The sequence below is a fragment of the Pristimantibacillus sp. Z349TD_6 genome, from assembly GCF_056173205.1.
In genome coordinates this window covers 1,018,221-1,043,972 of record NZ_CM149662.1, presented here as the reverse complement: position 1 = coordinate 1,043,972, position 25,752 = coordinate 1,018,221, and the positions used below count along the sequence as shown (strand labels likewise).

Sequence of the window (25,752 nt, the reverse complement as noted above, 5' to 3'; positions counted from 1 at the left end):
ACTGAGGTTTCGTAGAAAACCTACTTCGTAAGCATCGGCTTAGTTTTGCGAATGCAAAACTACTCCATAAAAACGAGGTTGAATTTACTATTGTTCTCATCAAAGATTATAGCAGAAATCCGCGTCTTGACGACATCTGTAAGCATTTGGTATTATATAACCATCGGTTAGTAACCAGTGGTTAGTAATGTGAAAAGGAGTGAATGAGCATCGCTACTAAAAAAGAATTACGCGCAGAGGAAACAAAACGCGCCATCATCGCCGCAGCTGAGAAGCTGTTCGGGGAACGCGGATACGATTCCGTTTCAATAAGAGAAATTGCTAAAGAAGCCGGCTGTTCTCATACTACGATCTATATTTATTTTCAGGATAAAGAAGCATTGCTTCATGCCTTGTCCATGCAGCCCTTACTGCTGTTGAAGGGTGAATTAGACACACTTGCAAAAGACGCCTTCCTATCCGCTGACGAGAAGCTTAAGCGAATGAATGATTTGTTTATTCGGTTCTGCTTAAACAACAGAAGCATGTACGCTATATTTTTTGAAGTTAAATCCTCCCGTGTCGATGAACTGGAGCCTGAGCTAGAAATCAATCGTGTGCGCAATCAGATGTTCAACGTTATCGTCCAGCTTTTGAAAACAAATCTTAATTTGCCTGAAGGCGAGCAGCTCCTAAGCTGCTCACGCATTTATTTCTATATGCTGCGCGGGATTGTTGGCACCTATACGCATTCGGAAGAGAGTGTGGACGCCATTTTCAGCCGACTCTCCACTACCTTTGATCATGCCTTTGAAGCACTCCTTATTGGATTCGACAAGCAGATAAACGAAAGAAGAGCTGATACATGACTTTTTTATTGTTTCTCTTTCTATTTATCGTCGTATGCGGCTGGCCGGATGCACGAATTGAACGAAAGGTGGCGAAGTAAATGCTGGCTGGACATTTTGGACTTGCGGCCATTGTAAAAGCGATGGAGCCCAAGGTACCCTTGTGGGTTCTGATGGCAAGCACGCAGCTTCTCGATATCGCATTTATCCCGCTCCTGCTCACAGGGGCAGAATCTATTGATAAAATAGGCGACGGAGGTTATGGTGAAGCTGTTATCCATGCTGACTATACGCATTCTCTGGCTGGAGCTTTGCTAATAGCGATTGTTGCTGCTTTAATTTCATGGCGTATATGGAATAAGCGAAGTGCAGCCATCATTGGCTCACTGGTCTTCAGCCATTGGTTGATTGACCTGCTCGTACATCGCAGCGACATGCCGCTCTTGCCCGGAAATTTCGGCGATTTCCCTCTACTCGGCTTCGGACTGTGGAAACTGCCGGCAATTAGCGCCTTATTAGAGCTGTCCCTAGTACTAGCGGGTGCCTGCCTATATATTTGGTCCATTAAGAAACGAACGGCAAAACAAAACCAAGCTGGCGCCTCTGCTCCTGTACATTCGAAACGAACCTATGGTGCAGGCTGGATCATGGCGGCATTCCTAATCCTGACATTTGCGGCCGATTATTTTTCACTCTAAAGCACAATCATACAAAGCCCAAAAACTCCGCAAACCAGCCAGCAGGCTGATACGAGAGTTTTGGGCTTTTTCTTTATTTTAAAATTCCGCTCATTTTCTCGATTGTTCCACTTGACAAAGTATTCCATTCGAGTTACATTACATATATCAAATAGATATATCAAATTGATACATTGAGGAGAACGACAATGATTGAGCTTGTTACTTTAGGAATGCTGATGCAAGGAAAAATGAGCGGTTATGATATTAAAAAAATAACAGAGCAATCAATCGGAATCTTTTACAAAATGAGCTATGGAAGCCTGTACCCCGGACTTAAGCGTCTAGTAGAAAGTGCATACGTGACGGAAGAAGAAACGAATGACAGCAAAAACAAAAAGATGTACAGCATCACAAGCGAAGGGCAGAAGCATTTTATGCAGTGGCTGAGAGAACCCCTTCAATCGAATAAACGGGAGTATCTCATTAAAATCTTCTTTTACGATTACCTTGATGAGCCTACGAAAAAGCAAAACTTAATGGCGTATCAACAAAACATCGCGCGCAACATTGCTCAAATGGAGGCAGTTCAGTCCATCGTGTCCAAGGAGCTGGAGCAGCTCGAAGATAAAAACGCCTATTATTACCGCGTATCTGTCATGCATTACGGCTTGCATTTTTTTAAGATGGAAAATGAATTTTTAAAAAAAATAATCGAAAAAGAGGAATTCTAAATGAATACAACGGACAGCTTTACAGTAAAAAGACCTATTGTTGCGCTTATTCTAATCGAGCTTATGCTGATGATTTTTGTAGCCGGCGGCAGCGCCTACGTATCGATTGCTGAACTTACGCATCCACTCGCTCCATTCCTAGGCTTTATTCCGATAGCACTATTTCTAGTGATCTACATGACGGTAAAAAAACGGTGGAGCACCTTTTATTTCAGCGGTATTTCCAAGCTTACAAAGCAGCAGTGGCTTGAATACCTTCCTCTTCTGCTCGTCTTAATCGTCTTATTGATCGCCAACAAAGGCTTTCAACCCGCTTCCTTCTCGTTTTTCGCTTATATGCTGCTGTCACAGCTGTTCTTAGTAGGATTTGTAGAAGAAACATTGTTCCGGGGAATGATGCTGCGGATTCTTATGCCAAAAGGTAAAACGGCTGCAATCATCGTCTCCAGCGCGTTGTTTGGTGTTACACATGCTTTGCAGGCGCTTGGCGGCCAATCGCTAGAGGACACTCTTTTACAAATTGGATATGCGTTTATTTTGGGCTTTGTATTAACGATGCTGGTCGTTCGGAACCGTGCCATTTTGCTCACAATCCTCTTCCACGGCTTGCACAATTTCCTTAACTTCACAGGCAATGATCCAGGCACACATCTATACGACTATCTCGTCATCGCTATTCTTGCCATTCAATTAATCTGGCTGCTTTCTTCCTCCAAAAAAAATTCGATTAACACAAACACTATTTACACCTAATATGAAGTACTACGTGAAGAAGAAAAGCACCAACCAACCGAATGATGGTGCTTGAACTTCATTTTATTGAATTAGCAATGTCCACTAAAACATCAGCTGTCACCTTATCCTCTACACGTTTATCAACCGACAATATATATTGCCAACCATTTTTTTCAAAACGCAATACATCAAACGCTGGAGGTCTATCACCTAATGTTGGGGTCGTACCATAAACAGCTTTCTCTCCATTCTCTAACTCGTATATGCGGATAACATTGCTTTTACGTGGGAAGCCTTTTCGGTGTCCAGAAGGATTCACCCATATCATGTAATGATTATTTGAACCTTGAAGCTCATTAAGGTACTCGATTTCAAAATAGTCGTTTACAACACCACCATGTTGATTACATCTTGCCAACTGGTGAGTAAACGGAATCGGCGGCAGCTTAAAAGGCAATGTAATCTTCTTTCTGAAGTGAAGATTACATTCACTTAATGCATCTTCAACTGTTTTATAGCCACCATATTCAAAATACATCTTTTCAAAAGGCACACGCTCGTTACTTGATGGATTTTCGTTGTAGGCATATGTAGTTGAGCCAATCATAAAAGTGAAAACGATTATAAGCAAACTAACCCTCTTTATCATCGTTTGCCTCCTTGTAATCTTTTTTCATGTAGCCTTCCCCAAGATCACAATGTCTAACTACTCTTTTCTAGAACAACATCTATGCGTGGGCTTCCTAGACGCACTCATGAGTGAGCATGAAAAAAGCACCAGCTAAGTACATTTCAATTTAGTTCTTTGATCAAACGAAAAAAACTCCCTTCTATTTGCTGAATAACACAAATAAAAGAGAGTAATTTTTTGTAATCAATTAATTCCAATCTATTCCCACTCGATTGTAGCAGGCGGTTTCGAAGTTACGTCGTAGACGATACGGTTAACGTTGTCTACTTCATTAACGATACGTACGGAAATTTTCTCAAGAACATCCCAAGGGATACGTGCCCAGTCTGCTGTCATTCCGTCGATTGAAGTTACAGCGCGGATACCAACAGTGTACGAATACGTACGAGCATCGCCCATTACGCCTACGCTCTTCATGTTCGGAAGCGCAGTGAAGTACTGCCAAATTTCACGGTCAAGACCGGCTTTTGCAATTTCATCACGAAGAATCGCATCCGATTCACGAACGATATGCAGCTTGTCCTCTGTTACTTCGCCTAGGACACGAATCGCAAGACCCGGACCTGGGAATGGCTGACGCCATACGATAGCTTCTGGAAGACCACATTCTTCGCCGACTTTACGAACCTCATCCTTGAATAGCGCTTTAAGAGGCTCGATAAGTTTAAATTTAATGTCTTCGGGCAAACCGCCAACATTGTGGTGAGACTTGATCGTTTGAGCTGTAGCTGTACCGCTCTCCACGATGTCTGTGTAAAGTGTGCCTTGTGCCAAAAATTCAAAGTCATCCAGCTTGTCCGACTCTTCTTGGAACACATAAATAAATTCGTTACCGATAATTTTACGTTTTTGCTCTGGATCTTCTACGCCCTTCAGCTTGCCAAGGAAACGCTCTTGCGCGTCGATTTTGAGCACTTTCATATCGAATTTGCCTACGAATGTTTCCATAACGCCTTCGGCTTCACCTTTGCGGAGCATGCCGTGGTCGATAAACATGCAAGTAAGCTGATCGCCGATCGCTTTGTGAAGAAGAATAGCTACAACAGAAGAATCTACGCCGCCGGAAAGCGCGCATAGTACTTTTTTGTCGCCAACTTCATTGCGAATATCACGAATAGCATCTTCAATGAACGATTCCATCGTCCATGTGCCATCACAATCACAAACATTGTAAAGGAAGTTGCGAATCATTTCATTACCGAATTCAGAGTGACGAACCTCTGGGTGGAATTGAACGGCAAAGAATCCGCGGTCTGGATTGCTCATCGCTGCAACAGGAGCATGATCCGTGCTTGCATCAACTTTGAAGCCTTCAGGCAGCTCAACTACGTGGTCGCCGTGGCTCATCCAAACCGTTTGAACTTTATCTAAGCCAAAGCCGATTTGCGAACCTTCCACAAATTCCACTTCTGCTTTTCCGTATTCACGTTTGCCAGCGCGCTCAACCTTACCATTAAGCTGATGCGACATCAGCTGCATACCGTAGCAAATACCGAAAATTGGAATGTTCAAATCATAAATCGCAGGGTCAACCATTGGTGAATTTTCTTCATAAACGCTTGCCGGTCCTCCCGAGAATACGATACCCTTCGGCTGTAGTTCACGGATCCGTTCTACCGACGTGTTATACGGCAATAGCTCGCTATATACGCCCAAATCACGAATACGGCGTGCAATAAGTTGGTTATATTGTCCTCCAAAATCGAGTACAACGATGATTTCATTTTGCTTAGTCATTACCGAGCCTCCCTCAAATTATGTAGTAATTATATATAAGGCTGTTTAAGCGAGTCAAGGCAAAGCGGAGTGACAATTCATTGAAGTAAAAATGTAACCGCTTATCTGCTTGATTATAGGCTTATAAATAGAATGTTATTTAATGTGCCAAGTCATACGGAATAGTTGAAAAAATTTGAGCAGCTGCAGGCTGCTGCTTCATTTCATCCACCCTTTTTTCATGCGGCTGCCTAAGTTAAAGTCAGATTATATAGTAAGAACGCTTGGTAATTGTGCAACTATGCTTATTACGAGTGTTTCAATAGCTGCTTGAGACATTAACGGGAAAAGCTCCTGTTAAAATGTCTCATAATGAGCTTTTCAGCAAATTAACAGAAAAAACTCCCGTTAATTCTCGAGAAATAGCCATTATCAGCTAAATCATCAACAATTAACGGGAGAAATTCCTTCTATTGCAGAAAAAGCTCAAAGGTACACCATATTAACGGTAGTTTTTCCAGCTAAACTGCGTTTCATGTTTCGTTATATAAATCGACTTAAAGCTTAGCCCTTTAGGAGCCAAAATGTATCATCGTCTCCAGCAACTATTTAGGAGCCTTGACTGGCATGTCGCTTCTCTTCTGCTTTTGCAGATTATCCGCGGAGCGCTTCTTCACTTTCTGAATGGGCTGCTTGTCCAGCACTCGCAGAACCGTCCTCAGTGCAGAAGGAGTTGGAGCACCCGGCCAAGGACCAGGCGCAGCAAAATGTGCTTCCTCAAGCCAGCTTGTGAGCTGGCGCAGCGCGTCCTGCTGCTCCGCACCGAGCGTCGGCTCAGCGGCGCTCGCATATTCACGCGCCGTCTGTCCCGGCGCCTGCACGCCGAAACGGCGCTGCAGCAGCGGCGCTAACGCGCTGCTCACAGCAATGAAGCTCGCGCGAATCCGCCCATCGGCGTCGCGCGGCGTTTTTCCACTGCGCGGCGCCATATCCGCCGCCGCGCCGCCAGTGCCAGAGCGCAAGCGCGCCTTCGCCGCTGGCGCTGCATCCATGTCCGTCACAGGTTCATGTGACGGATAGGGCGCGGCTGCGCCGGCGAGCTTCGCGATGCCGGCGTGAGCCGCGCCATAACGGCGCAGCGCCAGCGAGAGGCGAAGCCGCTGGTGCTGCGCCGCAGCAATGGCCGCGGCCGCGAGCGCTAGCGCGGCCGCGCCTGCGGTAACTACAGCGGCGGGCGATGCCGCCGCTGCGCTCTTGGCGGCGCTTTGCGCCGCATGCACGAGGGCGTCTGCTCCTCGTGCAATGGCTGCTGCCGCCGCCTCGAATGAAGCAGCGAGCCGCGATAAACTGGACTCGCTAAGACTACTTGCTCCAGTTGCTGATGTTCCTGGTGCGCCCATCGCAGGAGCAGCAAGCTGTCCGTCCACAGAACCGACGGACGCGATAGTCGATACATCGCTGAATCCTGGCGTCGGATCAAAGGGTACCCAGCCTGCGCCTGGGAAATATACTTCAACCCAAGCATGCGCATCCGAGCTTCTAACCTCATAATCCACCAGCTTCAAACTTTTTTCAGTGGCTTGCCCAGCACTACTGCTTCCCGCGCTTAGCCCCTCACTATTCAAACCTTCTTTACTCGCATTAAGCGTTCCTTGCTTCCCGCTATCATTACTTCCGCCGCTCTTATTTAGTGCTCCTTGAGCTCCGCTATCATGACTCCCACTACTCAGCTGTTCATTCTTCATACTTCCTGTACTCGTATCAATCGTCCCTTGAGTCCGGCTATTATTACTTCCACCGCTCGTACTCAGCGAGCCTATCTCCGCGCTCTCTCCCACTGGAGTACCTGAAGTAAAGCCTTTCACCCACCTAGCGGGTATCCCTTGCGAACGAAGCAATACGACCATGGCTGTGGAGAAATGCACACAATAGCCCTGCCGCTGCTCGAAGAGAAAATGATCGACGAAGTCGCTTCCTTCCGGCGGAACGGTACTATCCTCCAGCGAGTAGGTATAGCTCGCTTTCAAAAAGTCCTCGATCGCCTTCACCTGATCGTAGCGGCTTGTAACCCCGCCGCCCGCAACCTCAGCAGCTAATGCAGTTACGCGGCTTGGCAGACTACTTGGCAGCTGCAAATAAGGCTCAAGCTCCGCAGCACTTTCTACTGTTGCCGCCTGTGCTCCGTCACCTGTCGATACATTATCGTCAGCGGTACTGCTCAAAGCGCGCAATTGTGCTTCATCCGTTATGGAGAGCACACTCTCTATTGTATATTTCTCAATTTTCGCCGTATCGGATTGTGCGTATAAAGAGTCTTTATCCGCATTGTATACGTAACTTCCAAGCTTCCTACGCGGATCAGCTGCTACAAGCTCTGTCACATTGCCAAAGTGGCCTGATGCAAAGAGCGGCATCCCTGCAGCCGGCTTAGACCAAACTACAGTTTGCCGAATGAGCGGACCGAGCTGCTTATTTCCAGCTTCTGCTGCTGCCTCAGTGGAGGCTGCTGCATCCGAGCCTCGTATAGGAAGCAACACAGAGCTGCCCGCGGTATCAATCCAGCCCCGGCCGTCATACACCTGCTTTGACTCCCCGCGCCAGTATGCTTTCTCAGTGGAGCTGCCTGTAAATAATACGCTGTTATCCTTTTGCAAAGGCGCTCCTAGCACGCCGTCATCAAAGCCATAACCCGTAAATGCACTGCCTAATCGTTCAAATCCAGTTTGCCCCATTACATGGATAGAGCCTTGCTGATTACCCATAGACTGAATGGTTTGCTCTAAACGATCATTGAGAGAGGCAGTCCAGCTAGCAGGCGGCATCGTTTCACCTTTCCCGCCTGCAAACAAAAGACCGCAGCCAAGTATCGTAAGTACAACAAACACGGAGCTTGATAACCAGCGCATATCAAGACCTCTAAGCTTGCCGGCACCTGTATTAATCATGCGCTTAACACGCGGTACAGAAACAATGGCACCTAGCAGGAGTCCTTCTGCCACGGTTCGCATTAAGCCTCCCATTACATCCATACCCAGCCAGACATGCAGCGTAATCAAATAAACTAGCGTGAAACATGCGATGCCAAGAGCGGTCTGCCGCATCCATAATAGAGCCTGCAATGCAGGTGCAAGCATCGCCCAGCCTATAAACAGCAGCAAAGTCCGAAGCTCTCCGGACATTGACCACAGCCCATTTTCTATAATCAGAACGAAATGGTCTCTCAACATGCCTGGAAACGCAAGCAGCCATTGCAAACTGCTTTGATCAGCGCTTTTATAAATCCACATGAGACTTAATATGCACAACAAAGCATTCATAACGAACGAAAGTGCAATCGGCAAACGAAACAGCCCTGCCAGCAGCACCACTCCGATAACAAAAATTAGCGGGGCAGGATTATAAATAGCTGACCACTCACCTGCATTCACCCAAGGCAGCAGCCATTCCGACAGCAGTCCGAACAACAGCAATGTTGTGATCAATCGGTATTCAAACGATTCCTCGGCCGATTCGCCCCTCAGTAAATTATGCTCAGCTTTCAGAGGCTTATCGCTCCTCCCTACTACATCGCTTTTAAGCAAGCTCATGATTGTCGCCTCCTTCCTCGGCGTAAGGGAGCGCGTTCATACTCGAAGGGACATGCAGCCACGTCACTTTGACGCCGCCGCTTTCCAACCATTTTTGTTGTTCGCGCATAGCGAAGGTCGGTACATTGCTGCGCGTAATAATAAATAGTTCCAGCCTGCAGCCTTGCTCGCCTGCGAATCCGGCAAGCTCTCCCCAGCTCCGGCCGCCTCGCCAATCCGCAGTAAATACAAGTATCGTACTGCCGCGTGCTTGCAGGTTTGATTCCTCGGCGAGTCTCCCAGCAAGAGAGCCCTTTCCATCTGCGCGAAGCAATGCCATGGCATGCAGCATCTCTGATAAATCAGACGGTGTTCCTCCATCAACAGATGATTGCATGACAGGAGAAGCTTGTCCAAGCAGCAGTGTCACAGCGTGGCCGAGTGAAGCAGACTGTGCTAATGCAAGCGAAGTCCAGCCTACACAAGCATCAAACAACCGATCGTCCTGCCCATAAGCCGAAGCAAGCGTATCGACAGCAATAACTGTTTTAGCTGGCCGCTCTAAAGGATGGATTTTGGTCTGTAAGCCGCGCCCCTTAGCTGCACTTCGCCAATCCAGATGACGCAGCGAATCTCCTTCGCGATATGGACGGCTGTCTGGTCCTAGTCCCGCCGCACTCACCGCCGCTTTGATTTCCTCCCGACCCGCATCTCCAAGGTGATCCGTACTTGGATCAGCGGTCGAAGATTGCACAGCATATAATGCCGTGCCTCTTGCACATTCCGCTTTTTGTACCTGATCGGCATGGGGCAGTCCTGGCAGTACTACAAATTCTCCTGCGGTATATATACGTTTATGGATCGCTGACAAGCCGAGCCAGTCCCCCACTGTAATCGATATAGGCTCGAAGGGATAACGCCCGCGCCGTAAGTGATGAAGAGTATACCGGTAAGTCATCTCTTGGCGGAACATTGGCATAAGCACCGTACGCACGCTTATTTTCGTATTTTCTGATGAACTTTCATTACTCGTCTCATCGGAAATAGCTATCCATACAATAGGTATGAGCAAAGAACGCTTAAAAGTCAGGCTAATTTCAAGCTGCCCGCCTTCTCTCGTCATTTCTTGCGACATCATCCTCATTGCAGTTAATCCCTTGGCAGCCATAATAGGCGCAAGCCCGCTAATGATTATAATCATGCTGAATACGGATAACATAAACCACTCTACTGCACCGCCTCGCATCATGACAGCTGCCAAGCTGCTTGCCCAGCCCGCCGTAATGATACACCAAGCGATCCATCTCGTACGATATGGATAAGCTAGTTGATCCCATTCCTTATTCACTAGAACAGCTTCTTTTACTTGTACCGAAGCTGCTCTTTGCCCACTCCTATCAAGCGGAGCTGCGCTGTCACCCTCTTGAGAATAAGTCGTCGTATCAACAGCCTCATTCTCCGGCGTTCCGCCTTGCAATAATTCATCTTGAAAAGGTGCATTCATCGGCGCTTCCCGCTTCCTACTGCAGCAGGCATCGGACATTCACGTATCGTCCGTCTCATAACTGCAGCTGCATCAGCACCAGCCGCAGTCGCGTTAAAACGCAAAGACAAACGATGCGGAAGCACAGCATCAGCTGTCGCCAGCAAATCATCTGGAATCGCAAATCCGCGTCCTTCCATATACGCATTCGCCTGTGATGCCCGCAGCCAGTCGCGCAGTGCGCGTGGGCTTAAGCCCAGCACAACCTCAGGCGCACGCCTTGTCGCATCGGCTACTTGCACCATATATTCAAGCAGTGCCGGATGCATGTGAGTCTGCCTTGCCTCAGCCTGCATTTGCAGCCATTCCTCCGTAGCAATGACAGGACGAAGCCGTTCGGGTTCAATTCGATTGCCATTCGCGTATTGCTCGAGCATCCGCTTCTCTTCCGATGAGCCGGGATAACCAATTGTCAGCCTCATCATAAACCGATCCAATTGTGCTTCTGGCAGCGTGTTTGTCCCCTCGAAGCTAAGTGGGTTTTGTGTAGCTATGAGCATAAAAGGAACCGGCAGCTTGCGGGTTTTCCCCTCTACCGTCACTCGTCTTTCCTCCATGGCCTCCAAAAGCGCAGACTGCGTGCGCGGCGACGTTCTGTTAATCTCATCAGCAAGCACCACATTGCCCATAATCGGTCCAGGCCGATAGACCAGCTCACTCGTCCGTGCATCAAGCACGACTCCGCCAACAATATCAGCCGGAAGCATGTCGGACGTAAACTGTATTCGTTTAAAATCTCCACCGACCGCTCTAGCAAACGCCTGAGCGAGCAATGTCTTGCCAACACCCGGCACATCCTCTAGCAAAACATGTCCGCCAGCCAGAAGTGCAGTTAGCGTATTTCGAATGACCTGCTGCTTGCCTAGCAATACACTCTCTACCTTTACTAGCAATCGATGCAGCAGCACCTGTGGTGCTTCCGGCCAATGACTATAACGTTCCTCTTTAGCATCCTCAGAAAATTGGGGAGAAATCATCGTATAAATCGCCTCCTGAAAAATAAATCTATCTATTTTTCAGTGTCCCCAGCTTTCTCTCACTTTAGACCTGCTAGAAACCTTTCTATTACTCCGTTATCCAAATTTCCCGATCGGTATCGTTGTACACATATCTTGTTATCGCAATTCCAAGTTTTTGCAGCGTCTCACGTACTGGAACTACGATCTGCTTCTTGGGCTCATCCATCACAGGTTTCTCCTTGCCGGATTTCGGTGGCACCTGGTTTGTACTTACATACGATTCTATGGAATCAGTATTCAGCTCAAGCTCCGTGCTGTCTTCAATCCATTCCACAAGCTTTTGCAGCGAGACTTCGATGGCGCCGTTTTTTATTCCGTATTCGCTTGACTCAAGCACTAGACTTTTCTCGCCACGATGCAAAATTAAATTTGGAACCTGCTTCTTTGTTTGGGCAGACAGGCTGCTTTGACCTAGCTTCTCCGAAAACAGAGTGAGCTTATCTACTTCCTGCTGCGTGACCTGCATTCTGCTCCACTTGAGTTTGCTTGCCACCCTAAACTGAATAGGTTCAACCTGATCCGTCAGCTTAGCAAATGTGTACCCTTTATCTTTGTAATATTTAATGATGGCCGGCAATGCCTTAACAGACTCTGCATGCCCTGCACTGTCATGAAGCAAAACATTCAGCTTGTTTGCAATCTTTGAGCCTTTAATCGTCGTCATAATCTCGGAGGCTGGCACGCCTTGCCGCTTCGAATCCCCACTGTCTACATTCCAGTCATGTACCTGATAACCTGCGGCTTTCATCGCATCGAAGTATCCCTGATCAAAATTGCTATATGTGCCGCCCGGCGCGCGAACTAATGTAGTTCTAACCCCAGTTGTACGATAGATAGCCTCATCCGTTTTCATCACCTGATCAGCAAATTCAGCAAAGCTTCCGTATAAATGATCATATTTATGGTCGAACGTATGATTGCCAATCCCATGTCCTTCCTTCACGATCCGTTTAACTAATTCCGGCTGCTTCAGTACATGCTCGCCAAGCACAAAAAAAGTCGCCGTTATCCCTTCCCGCTTCAAAATATCCAGCACCTGCTCTGTATTTTTACTAGGTCCGTCATCGAATGTTAAATACAAAATCTTTTGATCTGATCCTAGTGAATTGGCTTTAACTCTATCATTTTGCGATGAAGCAGCAGCAGCCGACGACTTGCCTTGCTCCAGCTTTTTCTCGGTATCGTAAGATGCCTGCACCGTTAGAAGCGGCATCGCCTCATAATTCGTAACCCCAGCAGCGGCACTTGCCTGTACGATCTTCTGATCACTTGCAGCATCGTCTTTATTCGCCCCAAAGCCATCAGGCTTAAACAAACCAAAGCAAACAACTAGCATACAAATCGCTACCCGCCAAATCCGCTGCATTCACGCTGCCACCCTTCTCTACCTATGAATAATTAACTGAGTCATTCTGATAGATTATATGAACAGTTGAACTGGTAAATGACTATGCTAGTCAATTTCAAATGTCAGCTTCGAATAAAACATGAAGACAACAGTGCGCAACTTATTGTGGTGCATTCGCGTCTTCATTCCATATATATTCCATTTAATTGAAATTTAGGAGAGTGATTGTAATGAAATGGAGCATTGCAGCAGTTATTTTGGTATTTGCACTCCTGCTGCCAACCTCTGTCAGTGCGGCATCTCAGGCAAGCTATGAGTTTAATTGGGATTCCGGCACTCGCTCTTATGGAGGAGCACTCGTAAAAAATGGCGTTACATTCTTATCAATGGATAGTGTCGGAGGCGGAGCGGGGCTCGAAGTGAAATGGGATAAAGCGGGCAAGCGGGCTCAATATGACGGGTGGAATAAATCGATTGCGGTGCGTCTAGGCAGCAAAACAGGCGTACTCGATGGAAAGATGGTTAAGCTCGAAAGCGCACCATTTTTGTATGAGAAAAATGTTTATTTGCCTGTCCGTTTCGTTGTCGGAGCATTAGGTGGAGATAACGTGACGTGGGATGACAAAAAAAAGACGATAAAGGCTGATCATCTGAAAACGTTCAAGCAGTATCTCTACTCATATGGTGGATTAACTTACACCGTAGAGCCTAAGAAAGGCATTGTCTACGTCACTGAGGCCAAGGGTGTAAGGCGTGAGCTGGCAAAGCTAGGTGAATCCATACATGAATATTTGACATTCAAATTTCAAAAAACACCGGGCGGACTGCTGGTGCTTAATCTGGAAGATAACTATGGAGAGCCGCATATTCACAACCAGCTATTCACGCTTGTCATGAAAGACGGCAAAGTCATACAGCAATCCAGCGTTTACTATTTCAACCGATTGGAGCAAAATGTGACTCAAGCAGACGGCAACTTGCTGCTGAACGATGGGAAGACTTTGCGCCTGATTAAAGACGGTACCGGAGAAGTGATTGAAACGGTTAATTTGGTTAACCTCAGCGGAGAGGATGACAATTATTTTATTGAGTATTTTGACAAGGATGTTTTTCTCTTGCGGGCAAATAAAAGCGGCATTTTAAAACTTGTGTATAGAAAAGATATGACGACTACAGTGCTTTACAAAGAATTATTGGGTGCTAAGCAGCAAGAATATGTAGAAACAAATGATCTTCCTTATCTCGGCGATTACCTAAAGTTCATCAAGCGTGAAGGCGATATTTTGTATTTCAAGAATGGTTTCCCGTATGACAAGGATAATCAAACCTATAGTTTAAGCCTTTCGTAATAAGAAGGAGCTTGTCGGCAGAGATTCGGTATAAAAGCATTGACCAACAATAGCAGTGATGCACAAAACATAAAAAAGCTGAGCAGCGATTACTCGCATGCTCAGCTTTTTTGTCATTTTAATTAAAGTACGGCCTGCTTAAAATGCAGCAACAATCGCGCCTTTGTAGGTCTCATCAATAAATTTCTTCACTTCAGGTGAACGCAGCGCTGCAGCGAGTTTCTGGATCGCTTCGGAATCCTTATTGTCTGGACGCGCAACAAGAATATTCACATAAGGGGAGTCATTTCCTTCAATGAAAAGTGCATCCTCTGTAGGAACTAGATCGGCCTCCAGCGCGTAATTCGTGTTGATCATAGCAAGGTCAACCTCACCTAAGACGCGCGGTAATGTCGCTGCTTCTACTTCTCTAATATCAAGCTTCCTCGGGTTAGCGACAATATCTGATACAGTTCCGCTAACACCTACGCCATCCTTCAGAGTAATCAGTCCATTTGAAGCCATAAGGGCAAGCGCACGTCCGCCATTCGATGGATCATTCGGAATGACAACTTTCGCGCCATCCTTCAGCTCATCGATTTTTTTAATCTTTTTCGAATAAGCGCCAAACGGCTCAATATGAATAGCAGCTACATTTACAAGATCATAACCTTTGTCTTTGTTGAACTGATCCAAATAAGGTGTATGCTGAAAAAAGTTAGCATCAATATTTTTTTCATAAAGCTGTGTATTCGGTTGGATGTAGTCATTGAACTCGATAATTTCGAGATCCACGCCCTGCTCCTTGAGCATTGGCTTTACAAATTCAAGCAGCTTCGCATGTGGAACAGGAGAAGCGCCAACCTTCAGCTTAACCGCTCCAGGCGTTTCTGTTCCTTGATTAGCATTTGATCCTGCTGAGTTGTCATCGGTATTTTTGTTTTGTCCGCAAGCTGCTAATGCAAACATCAGCATTAAAGTTACGATCATATAACTTGTCTTTTTCATGTTCATTCCTCCATAGTTGTCAATTCACTCTGAGCTGCATCATGCTTCTACTTATTTATTTTCTGCTGTAACGACGCACTAATGAATCCCCGATCGTTTGCAGCACCTGTACGAGCACGATAAGAAGCGCAACGGTTACCAGCATCACATCGGTTTGGAAACGTTGATATCCGTAGCGAAGTGCTAAGTCACCAAGTCCACCGCCGCCGATTACACCCGACATCGCTGTATAAGAGACGAGTGTGACTGCCGTTATTGTAACCGCAGCTAGCAAACTTGGACTAGATTCACGGAGCAGCACGCGGCGTACGATATCCCACTTTGATGCACCCATTGCCTGAGCCGCTTCAATAACGCCGCGATCTACCTCACGCAGCGACGTTTCCACCAGCCTTGCAAAGAAAGGCGTTGCTGCTACCACAAGCGGCGGAATAGACCCCTCTACGCCTAGCGTCGTTCCCGTAATGATTTTTGTAAGCGGCATGATCAATATCATCAATATAACGAACGGAACCGAGCGCAATACGTTGACGATAAATGAAAGGATGCCATACACAATAGGCTGCTGCAGAAGCTGCCGTTTTGAAGTTAGAAACAGGACGACGCCCATGATTAATCCGAAAATAATTGTAAACACGAGCGAGGCTGTCAACATATAGAGCGTATCCTTCGTAGCATCCCAAATTTCAGGAATACGTACGTTTTCGAAGCTCATCATATCGCATCCACCTCCAGCCCATCTCTACGTAAAACATCAATTACTTGATCAATCTCCGCAGCACTGCCGATCAATTCCACAATAAGCTGACCATAAGGCGTGTGCTTCATACGCGAAACGGTTCCTTGCAAAATCGCAAATTGAACAGACGTTGGCTTCACCGCATTATACAAAATAGGCTCGTAAGTTAGCTCACCAATATAAGTCATGCGAAGCAGACGCCCTGAGCGGCCTCGCAGCAATTGTCCATTCACGGCGCTGTCCGAAGCTTGATCAACAAAGTCGCGGGTAACCGGATGCTCCGGCTTTAGAAATACATGCAGCACATCGCCCATTTCAACGATTTCGCCATCGTCAATAACAGCGACACGATCACATATCGAACGTATAACGTTCATTTCATGCGTAATAAGTAAAATTGTAATTCCTAGCTTCTCATTAATGTCGAGCAGCAATGATAATATCGAGTTCGTTGTCTGCGGATCTAATGCCGATGTCGCTTCATCGCAGAGCAATACATCCGGATTGTTTGCGAGCGCTCTCGCGATACCAACACGCTGCTTCTGGCCTCCCGAAAGCTGAGAAGGATATTTATCTGCATGACCTTCAAGCGAAACGAGCTTCAGCAGCTCATCCACACGCTTATTCACCTCTGCCTTTGAAAGCTTGGCGAGAACAAGCGGGAATGCAATATTATCTCGTACCGTAGACATCGATAGCAGGTTGAAATGTTGAAAAATCATTCCGATACGCCTGCGATGCGCTTGCAGCTGTCTCTCTGGCAAGCCGGTAAGCTCCACATTCCCAACATTTACCGTTCCCGATGTTGGCTTTTCCAGCAAATTGACGCAGCGCAGCAGCGTGCTCTTCCCCGCGCCTGAATGACCGATAATTCCAAATATTTCACCTTTACTTACCGTCAAGCTAACGCCACGAACCGCTTCTACTGAAACCGACCCTACTCGATACGATTTTCTGATGTTGTTTAGCCTGATCAAATCTATAACCCCCTATCTAACAAGCAAGTCCATATTTTATAAATGTGACAGCATACTGTCAATGTCAAAATTATCTATTTAACTGTGCTTCATAATTTAACAGCTATATATTCATTTGAGAAAGCTTCCTCTATTGTTTCCCTGCTCCATCTTTTTACTCTTGCAATACACCTAAGGGTTCAACGCTTCGTGTCACCGACAGCGCATAACATCCCAAAACCATTTGGCTAACGAACTGTATCATGCCTATTATGCAGAAAACTCCTTCTGTTAAGCTTTAACGAATCTTATTAACGTTATCGCGTACTGTACAGGGCTCCATGAGTTGATTTGCTCGAAATAACGATTCTGGAGTTCGCTAAAAATTCAATCCATTATGAAAAGATCAAATAAGAGCTGCTGGGTTCGTAAGCTTGTTGTCCAATAAGGGAGTGCATTACTGGCTGCAATTACCTCAGAGACTCGCTCTCCCTAAGATACGTCAGCAAAAATAAAAATAGGGTTGTCGCAAAAGCAGATTAAATCTGTTTTTGCGACAACCCTAACCAGAACCATTATTTCAAAGTTACAAGCTGGTCTCTTTCCACATCAAACTCTCCGATTAGCTTTTGTGGATTTTCTTTAAATTTCATAACAGCCATCGTTTTTTCTGTCTTTTGCAGCGATGACCAGGATGAGTCCTCCAGTACAACAAATGCATCGACATAAGCTCGGCCGCTTCCAATAATCAAATTCCCTTCATATTTGACTGAAATGGGATTTCCATTTCCATTAATCTTGTCTGACTCTTTTTTGGCAAACAATAAGCCTTCTCCACTTGGAACAGTCGACAAAGATTTTACCTTTTTAGTTTTACCGTCAGCTTCCACTTCGGTAAGCAGTTCTTTTTTCAATAAGCCTTGAATCGTTGATTGCGACAAATACATTATTTTTTGTCCATCAGCAATTTCGATTTTTATTTCGTACACTTCTTTTGTTTCTAATTGCTCGGCATGTTTGATTAATACATCATCGATCTGCTGTTTCTCTCCGTACACAATGACACCCTTAGCCTGCGGAAATATTTTTTCGATGATGCTGTCCTTGCCAACATATCCCGCGATGAGGATGACAGCGACAAGCGACAGCATGGCAATTAACAACTTTTTCATTTTCATTCCCCCATATATTTTGTGTTTATTCGATATTCTGCGATCAGCTGAGTTCAAGCTATTGGAACAATTTGTTGACGCCTCCTTTACAAGTCCGTTCTCTATTTCCTATCGTATAAAAAATAGCGATTGCCAACCATCGATTAGGGTGACAATTCAGGTGACAAATTTGTAAGAGTCCAAAACAAAAAAACAGGACGGAGCAGCTACTTCCTGCTCCGTCCTGTTTTCAATTATTTAGCAGCAGTCGGCTGCAATTGTTTTACGGCATCCAGTACCTGCTCTGCATGCCCCTTCACCCTTACTTTACGCCATTCCTGCACAAGCCTGCCCGCTTCATCGATGAGAAAAGTCGATCGGACAAGACCCATATACTCTCTGCCATAAAGCTTCTTTAATTGCCATACTCCATACAGCTCACACACTTCATGCTCCAGATCAGCTAACAACAGAAAAGGAAGCTCCTTCTTTTCAATAAAACGATGATGAGACTTTACCGTATCTAGGCTAATCCCCAAAATAACAGTATTTCGTTTCAGCATCTCTGTGTTTGCATCTCGAAAATCACATGATTCCTGTATGCAAGCTGTCGTCATATCCTTTGGATAAAAGTAAAGGACAACATTTTTCCCACGATAATCGCTAAGTGAAACATCTTCTCCATTTGACGCCGGCAATACAAACTCCGGTGCCATATCTCCCACTTGAAGCTGTGTCATGATTAGTCCCCCATCATTTTTGCTGCACACCTATTCAATTAAAACCAAGCCGCTTAAGAGCCGGCTCCTCGGTATCGCTTTACGCCATGGTTCCATAACAAAAGCCCTAGAGAGAACACGATAATTCCCATGACCGGAGTTAGGAGCGCAAGCTGTGAGAGATCATCCGCCTTCTTATCAAGAAAATAAGAAGCTGGGATGACGCCTACAAAAGCAAACGGCAGCAGCCATGTTAATACGAAGCGGATCATTTTGTTATAGATATTAACCGGGTAACGTCCGTAATTTTGAATGTTGTACATCAACGGCACAATTCCTGTGGGTGCATCGGAATAAAAGGAAATGGCACTAAGTGCCGTGTAGAGCCCCGCATAAATCAGCACTGCACCTAATATTAAGAGCATCAGCACAAATAGATCGAGAATCTCGAAAGGCAATCCGAGCTGTGTCCAGCATAGCACCATAATAATAGCCCCAACGAAGGAACCGATTAAAGAAGGCGGATCTACATTTTCGAGGAGCACCTGATATAGGCTGTGTGCTGGGCGGGTTAGAACACGATCCATCTCGCCCTTCACAATATAACGTTCGCTGAAATTCCATATGCTGAAGAAGGTGCTGAACACGCCATATGGGATCATGAAGAAACCATAAACGAATACGACCTCTGCCTCAGACCAGCCGCCAAGCGATGGCGTGTGCTGGAACACGATCAGAATAAAGATGAGGTTCATCCCTTGGAACAATAAATCGGAAAGTACCTCAATCCAAAAGTCAGCACGATAAGTAAGACGCGTCTTCGCGTAGTTTTTAATGTATTCCAAAAATAATGATGCGTATCTCATATTTATTATCCCCCTTGCACGAACAACCGCTTGCGAGCGGCGCGCCACGTTAACCAGATTGGCACCAGCAGCCCAACAAACCAAAGCACTTGTATGCCAAACACCTGCAATATTTGATCGCTAGGCGTCCGCCCCGTGAAGACGGAGCTTGGCAAATACGTAATGGCTTGGAATGGCAGCCACTGCATAATAGCTGACAGCCAGCCTGGGAAAAACGCTATCGGCACAACTACGCCAGAAAACAAATCGACCATAACACGTTTCATTCGCATCATGCCTTCGTTATTTTCAACGAAAAATGCGAATAGGCCTGTCAAAATATTAATTTGCGAGTTGATAAGAAAGCTAAAGAACAGCATGACTAAATAAATGAGCCAGGTCATCGGATCTGTCGGTAATTTAACGGGAAATAAGAAACAAACGATAATCATCCCCGGCACCATGAAGAGCAGCATTCGGAACAAACCTTCTCCGAAACCTTGCATCATTTTTACGACTAAATAGGAATAAGGTCTAATAAGCTGTACTGCTACGCTACCGTCCCTTATTTCATTCGCGATCTCGCGGTCCAGGTTATTGAAGTAAAAAGCACGAGCCATCCACGATACCGCAACGTAGGTTGTCATTTGGGTCACCGTGAAACCGGCCAACGTCTCCTTGTCCCCATAAATCGCCTGCCATAGAAAGTAATAAGCACCGATATTAATCGCATAAATAATGATACCGCTATAATAATTAACGCGGTACGCAAGCATCATGATAAACCGTATTCGAATAAAGTCGATATAAGCGCTCATCATGATTGAACCGTCTCCTTGGTTGTTGCCGCAGAGCCAGAGGAATAAATGCTTCGAACGATGTCATCGGTGTTTGTTTCGATAATTTTAATGTCGCGAATTTCAACGCCGCCTACAACGCATGCCAATGCATCCGAGACATTAACGGCATGCGGCAGCCACATTTTTGCGCTCACTTCATTCTCCATCGTCCATGTCACATCGAGTGTGCTCGTCAACTGCTGCAGCTTGGCAAGCGCAGTATGCCCTGCAAATTGGAACTGAATTTCGCGTCCTTTGCTCCAACGACTCTTCAGATCCTCCAGTCCGCCATCATAAATAATGCGGCCATCATCGAGCATGATGACGCGAGAACAAAGCGCCTCAATATCCTGGAGATCATGAGTCGTCAGCAAAATTGTCGTACCCTGTTCCTTATTCATTTGCATCAGGAAATCACGAATTTCTGTCTTCACAACGATATCCAGACCAATTGTAGGCTCATCGAGAAAAAGAATGGATGGATTGTGAAGGAGTGAAGCAACAAGCTCGCAGCGCATCCGCTGCCCAAGGCTCAGCTTGCGTACAGGACGATTTAATAAGTCGCCAAGCTGTAACCGCTCAACAAGCTCGTCAAGACGTTTGCGGAAATCCGCCTCCGAAACCCGGTAAACTTTGCGGAGTAATTGGAACGATTCAATAACGCCTATATCCCACCACAGCTGAGACCGCTGTCCGAATACAACACCAATGCCATTAACGAATTTCTCTCTATCCTTAAAAGGCACGTAGCCATTTACTTTGAGCTCGCCTGCGGTCGGTACCAAAATACCGGTCAACATTTTGATGGTTGTCGATTTTCCGGCTCCATTCTCGCCAATATAACCGCAAATTTCACCCTGCGGGATTTGAAATGAAATATCCTTTACCGCCGTTACCTCGTTGTACTCGCGTTTAAACAAGTCCTTGAGGGCGCCGGATAGGCCTTCTCGGTTTTTTTGAACGCTGAATTGCTTGCGTAAATCCTTTACATCGATTGCTAACATCTGGTTGTTATAGCCCCTTCCACTTCGACATTTCCTAGGAAATAGCGATCTTTATTTACTTAAAACGATAAAACTTGCTTCTGCATGTCGTTCAGCTTTATAATTTTATGATATGTAATCATACATTAGTTCACGCCTAGCGTAAACGACTGTCTTTGCCTTGTGCAGCGAAGCTTTTGTTTGCTGATGAAATATAAGCTGTTAATAAGGCTCATACTTATGCGTTCTTATATTTCTAACGTATACTGCTCTGCTAACTTCTTTTTTTGGGAGCGGATCATTCGCTATGCCATCTTTGCTCATGCTTACATTGAAATCTACCCTCATTGTTTCAAAACGATTCCGCAATATCTGAAAGGAGCACGTCTAACGAAATGCCTAAAGAGACGAATAAAGAGACGACTGAAGAATCGAAAAATGAGACTGCTAAAATGGCGAAGAAAAAAAGATGGAAAAGGATCTATATCAGCCTCTCTGTCATTCTTGGTGTGGTAGCAGCGTTTGTTATTTATTGGAGCGTAGGTGTTTACAGTGCGCTTGATAAGTTCAGTGATCCAGAGCCAACAAAGGCTCCTATCGAGGATGCTGAAGCAACGCCAGTACCTATTCCTGAATGGGAAGGCAAAGAGCGCGTTAATATATTGCTGCTCGGCGGTGACGCTCGCGGGCTAGACGAGGGGCAAGCGGCTCGTTCAGACTCCATATTGGTTGCATCCTTTGATCCTGTAACCAAGAAAGCACATCTATTCTCCGTTCTTCGCGACACTTACGTCAGCATAGAAGGACATGGGAAAGGCCGTATTAATACAGCACTTACTTTAGGAGAATATCCGCTCGCTATGAAAACGGTTGGAGACCTGCTTGGCCTCGACATACAATATTATGTTTATACCGACTTTGAAGGTTTTAAAAGCCTGATTGACGCAATGGGCGGCATTTACTTCGATGTCGAAAAAGATATGCATTACACCGATAACGCCGACGGTAATCGCTACGATATTGATCTCAAAAAAGGCTACCAGCTGCTTGACGGCGATAAAGCCTTGCAATACGTTCGTTTCCGCCACGATGCGATGAGCGATTTCACAAGAACGGAGCGTCAGAGAAATTTCCTTCAGGCGGTGTCCAAAGAGCTTCAATCGACATGGAACATTATCCAAATGAAAAAAATTCTTGAAAGCGTTCAGCCTTATGTGAAAACAAACATTAGTGTGCCCGATATGCTGAAGCTCGGTCAGCTTGGCGTCAAAAGCCATGTGGCCAGTACAACGCAAATACCGCCGATGGATCTCATCGCGGAGGATCGGGTTGGCGGCGCGTCTGTTATTGGAATTAGAGATGAAGATGAGCTGCGCTCCTTCGTACAAACGACGCTGCAGGAAGACAACACCGTTCCAGAACCTACTGCTTCGCCAAGCAGTACACCAAGCGGCAGCGACAGCAGCAATAAACAGCAGTAAACATACGTACACGCAACGGCGCTTCAAGTTGCGTGTATTTTGTTTCTAGGTGCGCCGCTGCTGTACATCATACAACACTCTTTCTCAGCTTGTTTAAATTGACTTACAACTATGAATCCCATTGGAGGCTGCTTTCCATGACAACAAAGCGACAAAATTCCGAAAAACTATATGAAGAAGCGCTGCAGCATATTGTTGGCGGCGTCAACAGTCCTTCCCGCAGTTACAAAGCGGTAGGCGGCGGCGCACCCGTATTTATGAAACGTGGCGAGGGCGCTTATTTCTGGGATGTCGATGATAACCGCTATATCGACTATTTAGCTGCTTATGGCCCTATTATTACTGGACATGCTCACCCGCATATTACAGAAGCTATCGTTCGTGCAGCTCAGAACGGCACGCTATACGGCACACCAACGGAGCTGGAAATTAAGCTTGCTCGTATGCTGAAAGAAGCCATCCCATCTCTCGACAAGGTGCGGTTCGTCAATTCCGGTACAGAGGCCGTCATGACGACCATTCGTGTCGCTCGCGCCTATACAAAGAAATCCAAAATCATTAAATTCGCTGGCTGCTATCATGGCCATTCAGACCTTGTGCTCGTCGCAGCAGGCTCTGGTCCGTCTACTCTGGGCATTCCAGACAGTGCAGGCGTCCCTGCAAGCATCGCTAGTGAAGTCATCACCGTGCCATTTAATGATCTGCCTGCGCTGAAAGCTGCACTCGATCGCTGGGGGCACGAGACTGCCGCTGTTATGGTTGAGCCGATTGTCGGCAACTTCGGTATGGTTATGCCGCATGAAGGCTTCCTAGAAGGGCTTTGCAAGCTCACTCGCGAAGCTGGAGCGCTAGTTATATACGACGAGGTCATCAGCGCCTTCCGCTTCCATTACGGAGCAGCACAGACCTATGTTGCGTTCCCTGATCACCAAGCCATCGAACCTGATTTAACCGCATTAGGCAAAATCATCGGTGGCGGCCTTCCAATCGGTGCATACGGCGGACGCCGTGAAATTATGGAGCAGGTTGCTCCTCTCGGCCCTGCTTATCAAGCTGGTACGATGGCGGGCAATCCTGCCTCGATCTCAGCAGGCATAGCGTGTTTGGAGCTGCTCCAAGAGCCTGGCATTTACGATAGAATGAACGCACTGGCTACGAAGCTTGCAACAGGACTGCACGCCGCTGCCAAGCAGCATGGCATCCCGCTCACAATTAACCAAATTCGCGGCTCCTTCTCCGCTCATTTCTGCGATCATCCGATTACGAATTATGATGAAGCGCAGGATACGGACGGCGAGCTGTTCGGCAGATTTTTCAAGCTCATGCTGGATCAAGGCATCAATCTTGCACCATCCAAATATGAGGCTTGGTTCTTTACAACAGCCCATACCGAGGCAGACATTGATGAAACGATTAAAGCCATTAATTATGCTTTCACTAACTTGTAATAGTTGTTTAGATCATAAAAAAAAGCTCAGGAGCTGAAATAGGCTCCTGAGCTTTTTTTATTTTACCTGCTTTACTATAAGCAATCGATCATCCGATGTTGACGGGTTACCGCGGCCATCGGTATTATTCGTGATGACATAAATACGTCCGTCCTTTATCTTTACGTCACGAAGTCTTCCTTCACCTTCGAATACTCTTTCCATGTTTTTGGATGCTGGGTCATAGCGATAAAGCGCCTCGCCTACTAAAGTAGCAATCCATATTCGATTGTTCTCATCGATTGTCGCGCCTGAGGGCGCAATCGCATCTTCGCCGGTATGATAAATCGGCGTTATCATCCCTTCCTGCGCAGCACTGCCATAAATCGCAGGCCAGCCGTAATTGCCGCCCGCTGCAATTTTATTAATCTCATCATGTCCGCCAGGATCTCCCGAAGGGCCATGCTCTGTATTAAATAGCGCACCTTCACTATTCCAAACAAGCCCTTGAGGATTGCGGTGTCCATAAGAATACACATAGGAGCCGGAAAACGGATTGTCCGCTGGCACCTTGCCATCTAACGTCATTCGCAAGATTTTTCCTGCAAGGCTGTTACGATCCTGTGCCAGCTCCGGCTGCTGGGCATCTCCTGTTGTTACATAAAGCAGCTTGTCGGGCCCAATCGCCAGCCGTCCGCCATCGTGATTCGCAGCACCAGGAATGCCCTCGAGCAGTGCTCTAACCTCATCCCATTGCCCGCCATTTTGTTTAATAAGCACGACTCTGTTCATTACACGACCATTTTCTTCGTAAGTATGATACGCGTAGGCCTCTCGAGACTGAGCGAAATCCGGAGCAAGCAGGAAACCTAAAAATCCGCCTTCTCCGCGGTCATGTACACTTTTGAGCAAATGAACCGCTTGACGTGTCGTCGCATCGCCATCCACCTTCACAATATTTCCTTCGCGCTCGCTTATATAAACAATGTCTTCGTCAAAAGTAATGACCCAAGGCACTCGAAGCTCCTTCGCAAGTACGGTGTAAGCTTCGTCTTGCTCTTCTTGCTCTGACGGCTCAGTGCTTTCATCAATTGCCATCGTTTTCTCAGGCTTATCCGTCGCTTCATTTACTTTTGTATTTGTTGACGACGTTTCATTCGGCTCGCATGCAACCAGCATGCCTAAACATAATGTTGTCATCATCATCGCAACAATTCGTTTTTTCACTGTCACCATCGCTCACTCCTCCTGGCTTATCTCCAGTACTTTCATGCTATTTCATTCGACAAAACACATTGTAAATCCTTGCAAATTTACATATTTGTATTACACCATTGCATTACGGATTCACGTTGTCTATAATGGACATTGTGGATCCATAATGAGTAATTACAAGTACTAAAGGAGGGTGAGTGTACCC

The 25,752-nt window shown here is 46.3% G+C and carries 22 protein-coding genes; 7 read left to right on the top strand and 15 right to left on the bottom strand.

The features are described from left to right. Positions 1-203: 203 nt before the first annotated feature. The 4 genes from AC0VYE_RS04495 (at position 204) to AC0VYE_RS04480 (ending at position 2,991) form a co-directional block, all read left to right on the top strand. Positions 204-848, top strand: a complete 645-nt coding sequence (locus AC0VYE_RS04495; RefSeq protein ID WP_475446311.1) for a TetR/AcrR family transcriptional regulator — start codon at positions 204-206, stop codon at positions 846-848. Positions 849-928: 80 nt separating this feature from the next. Then, positions 929-1,525: a permease gene (locus AC0VYE_RS04490; protein WP_475446309.1), complete on the top strand. Its 597-nt coding sequence runs from the start codon at positions 929-931 to the stop codon at positions 1,523-1,525. Between the two features lie 188 nt (positions 1,526-1,713). Then, positions 1,714-2,238 carry a PadR family transcriptional regulator gene (locus tag AC0VYE_RS04485; RefSeq protein WP_441907962.1) on the top strand — a complete coding sequence of 175 codons (525 nt, stop codon included), beginning with the start codon at positions 1,714-1,716 and terminating at the stop codon, positions 2,236-2,238. Next, a complete protein-coding gene (locus AC0VYE_RS04480) occupies positions 2,239-2,991 on the top strand; it encodes a lysostaphin resistance A-like protein (protein WP_475446307.1) in 753 nt (250 codons plus the stop codon). Positions 2,992-3,049: 58 nt separating this feature from the next. Here AC0VYE_RS04480 and AC0VYE_RS04475 read toward each other — a convergent pair whose 3' ends face one another. The 6 genes from AC0VYE_RS04475 to AC0VYE_RS04450 all read right to left on the bottom strand — a co-directional run bounded on the left by AC0VYE_RS04475 (position 3,050) and on the right by AC0VYE_RS04450 (position 12,874). Beyond that, positions 3,050-3,622 carry a hypothetical protein gene (locus tag AC0VYE_RS04475; RefSeq protein WP_475446305.1) on the bottom strand — a complete coding sequence of 191 codons (573 nt, stop codon included), beginning with the start codon at positions 3,620-3,622 and terminating at the stop codon, positions 3,050-3,052. A 240-nt stretch (positions 3,623-3,862) separates the two neighbouring features. After that, entirely contained in the window at positions 3,863-5,401 is a 1,539-nt protein-coding gene (gene guaA / locus AC0VYE_RS04470) for a glutamine-hydrolyzing GMP synthase (protein ID WP_441885164.1), read from the bottom strand. 584 nt (positions 5,402-5,985) lie between these two features. Beyond that, the gene (locus AC0VYE_RS04465; RefSeq protein ID WP_475446303.1) at positions 5,986-8,967 is read right to left on the bottom strand and encodes a DUF4129 domain-containing transglutaminase family protein; all 2,982 of its coding nucleotides are present in this window, start codon (positions 8,965-8,967) and stop codon (positions 5,986-5,988) included. Next, positions 8,954-10,450 carry a DUF58 domain-containing protein gene (locus AC0VYE_RS04460; RefSeq protein ID WP_475446301.1) on the bottom strand — a complete coding sequence of 499 codons (1,497 nt, stop codon included), beginning with the start codon at positions 10,448-10,450 and terminating at the stop codon, positions 8,954-8,956. Before AC0VYE_RS04460 ends, AC0VYE_RS04465 begins: the two co-directional genes overlap by 14 nt. After that, positions 10,447-11,466: an AAA family ATPase gene (locus AC0VYE_RS04455; protein WP_339206902.1), complete on the bottom strand. Its 1,020-nt coding sequence runs from the start codon at positions 11,464-11,466 to the stop codon at positions 10,447-10,449. The genes AC0VYE_RS04460 and AC0VYE_RS04455 overlap by 4 nt, the downstream gene beginning before the upstream one ends. A gap of 88 nt (positions 11,467-11,554) precedes the next feature. Continuing rightward, complete coding sequence (locus AC0VYE_RS04450; RefSeq protein WP_475446299.1) at positions 11,555-12,874, bottom strand: polysaccharide deacetylase family protein; 1,320 nt, start codon at positions 12,872-12,874, stop codon at positions 11,555-11,557. Positions 12,875-13,086: 212 nt separating this feature from the next. Here AC0VYE_RS04450 and AC0VYE_RS04445 point away from each other — a divergent pair, with 212 nt between their 5' ends. After that, the gene (locus AC0VYE_RS04445; RefSeq protein WP_475446297.1) at positions 13,087-14,205 is read left to right on the top strand and encodes a copper amine oxidase N-terminal domain-containing protein; all 1,119 of its coding nucleotides are present in this window, start codon (positions 13,087-13,089) and stop codon (positions 14,203-14,205) included. 138 nt (positions 14,206-14,343) lie between these two features. On the opposite strand, the gene AC0VYE_RS04440 is transcribed toward AC0VYE_RS04445, so the two are convergent. From AC0VYE_RS04440 to AC0VYE_RS04405, 8 genes are all read right to left on the bottom strand, one after another. Further along, positions 14,344-15,192 (bottom strand): MetQ/NlpA family ABC transporter substrate-binding protein, encoded by an 849-nt coding sequence (locus tag AC0VYE_RS04440; protein ID WP_475446295.1) that lies wholly within the window; start codon positions 15,190-15,192, stop codon positions 14,344-14,346. 55 nt (positions 15,193-15,247) lie between these two features. Next, positions 15,248-15,910, bottom strand: coding sequence for a methionine ABC transporter permease (locus tag AC0VYE_RS04435; RefSeq protein WP_076271133.1), 663 nt, complete (start codon positions 15,908-15,910; stop codon positions 15,248-15,250). Then, the gene (locus AC0VYE_RS04430; protein ID WP_076271134.1) at positions 15,907-16,908 is read right to left on the bottom strand and encodes a methionine ABC transporter ATP-binding protein; all 1,002 of its coding nucleotides are present in this window, start codon (positions 16,906-16,908) and stop codon (positions 15,907-15,909) included. The genes AC0VYE_RS04435 and AC0VYE_RS04430 overlap by 4 nt, the downstream gene beginning before the upstream one ends. A 554-nt stretch (positions 16,909-17,462) precedes the next feature. Continuing rightward, on the bottom strand, positions 17,463-18,059 hold the full coding sequence (locus tag AC0VYE_RS04425; protein WP_475446293.1) for a lipoprotein BA_5634 family protein: 597 nt from the start codon (positions 18,057-18,059) through the stop codon (positions 17,463-17,465). Between the two features lie 233 nt (positions 18,060-18,292). Continuing rightward, on the bottom strand, positions 18,293-18,778 hold the full coding sequence (gene bcp / locus AC0VYE_RS04420) for a thioredoxin-dependent thiol peroxidase (protein WP_475446291.1): 486 nt from the start codon (positions 18,776-18,778) through the stop codon (positions 18,293-18,295). A 53-nt stretch (positions 18,779-18,831) separates the two neighbouring features. Continuing rightward, positions 18,832-19,623: an ABC transporter permease gene (locus AC0VYE_RS04415; RefSeq protein WP_076271137.1), complete on the bottom strand. Its 792-nt coding sequence runs from the start codon at positions 19,621-19,623 to the stop codon at positions 18,832-18,834. Positions 19,624-19,628: 5 nt separating this feature from the next. Next, entirely contained in the window at positions 19,629-20,423 is a 795-nt protein-coding gene (locus AC0VYE_RS04410; protein WP_076271138.1) for an ABC transporter permease, read from the bottom strand. Then, on the bottom strand, positions 20,420-21,445 hold the full coding sequence (locus tag AC0VYE_RS04405) for an ABC transporter ATP-binding protein (protein ID WP_076271139.1): 1,026 nt from the start codon (positions 21,443-21,445) through the stop codon (positions 20,420-20,422). Before AC0VYE_RS04405 ends, AC0VYE_RS04410 begins: the two co-directional genes overlap by 4 nt. A 374-nt stretch (positions 21,446-21,819) precedes the next feature. Between AC0VYE_RS04405 and AC0VYE_RS04400 the strand changes: the two genes are divergently transcribed. Continuing rightward, the gene (locus AC0VYE_RS04400; protein WP_372239033.1) at positions 21,820-22,905 is read left to right on the top strand and encodes an LCP family protein; all 1,086 of its coding nucleotides are present in this window, start codon (positions 21,820-21,822) and stop codon (positions 22,903-22,905) included. Between the two features lie 137 nt (positions 22,906-23,042). Further along, the gene (locus tag AC0VYE_RS04395) at positions 23,043-24,353 is read left to right on the top strand and encodes a glutamate-1-semialdehyde 2,1-aminomutase (protein ID WP_076271140.1); all 1,311 of its coding nucleotides are present in this window, start codon (positions 23,043-23,045) and stop codon (positions 24,351-24,353) included. Between the two features lie 57 nt (positions 24,354-24,410). Here the strand turns inward: AC0VYE_RS04395 and AC0VYE_RS04390 are convergent, their stop codons facing one another. Next, the gene (locus tag AC0VYE_RS04390; RefSeq protein WP_475446287.1) at positions 24,411-25,568 is read right to left on the bottom strand and encodes a PQQ-dependent sugar dehydrogenase; all 1,158 of its coding nucleotides are present in this window, start codon (positions 25,566-25,568) and stop codon (positions 24,411-24,413) included. Between the last annotated feature and the right edge of the window lie 184 nt (positions 25,569-25,752).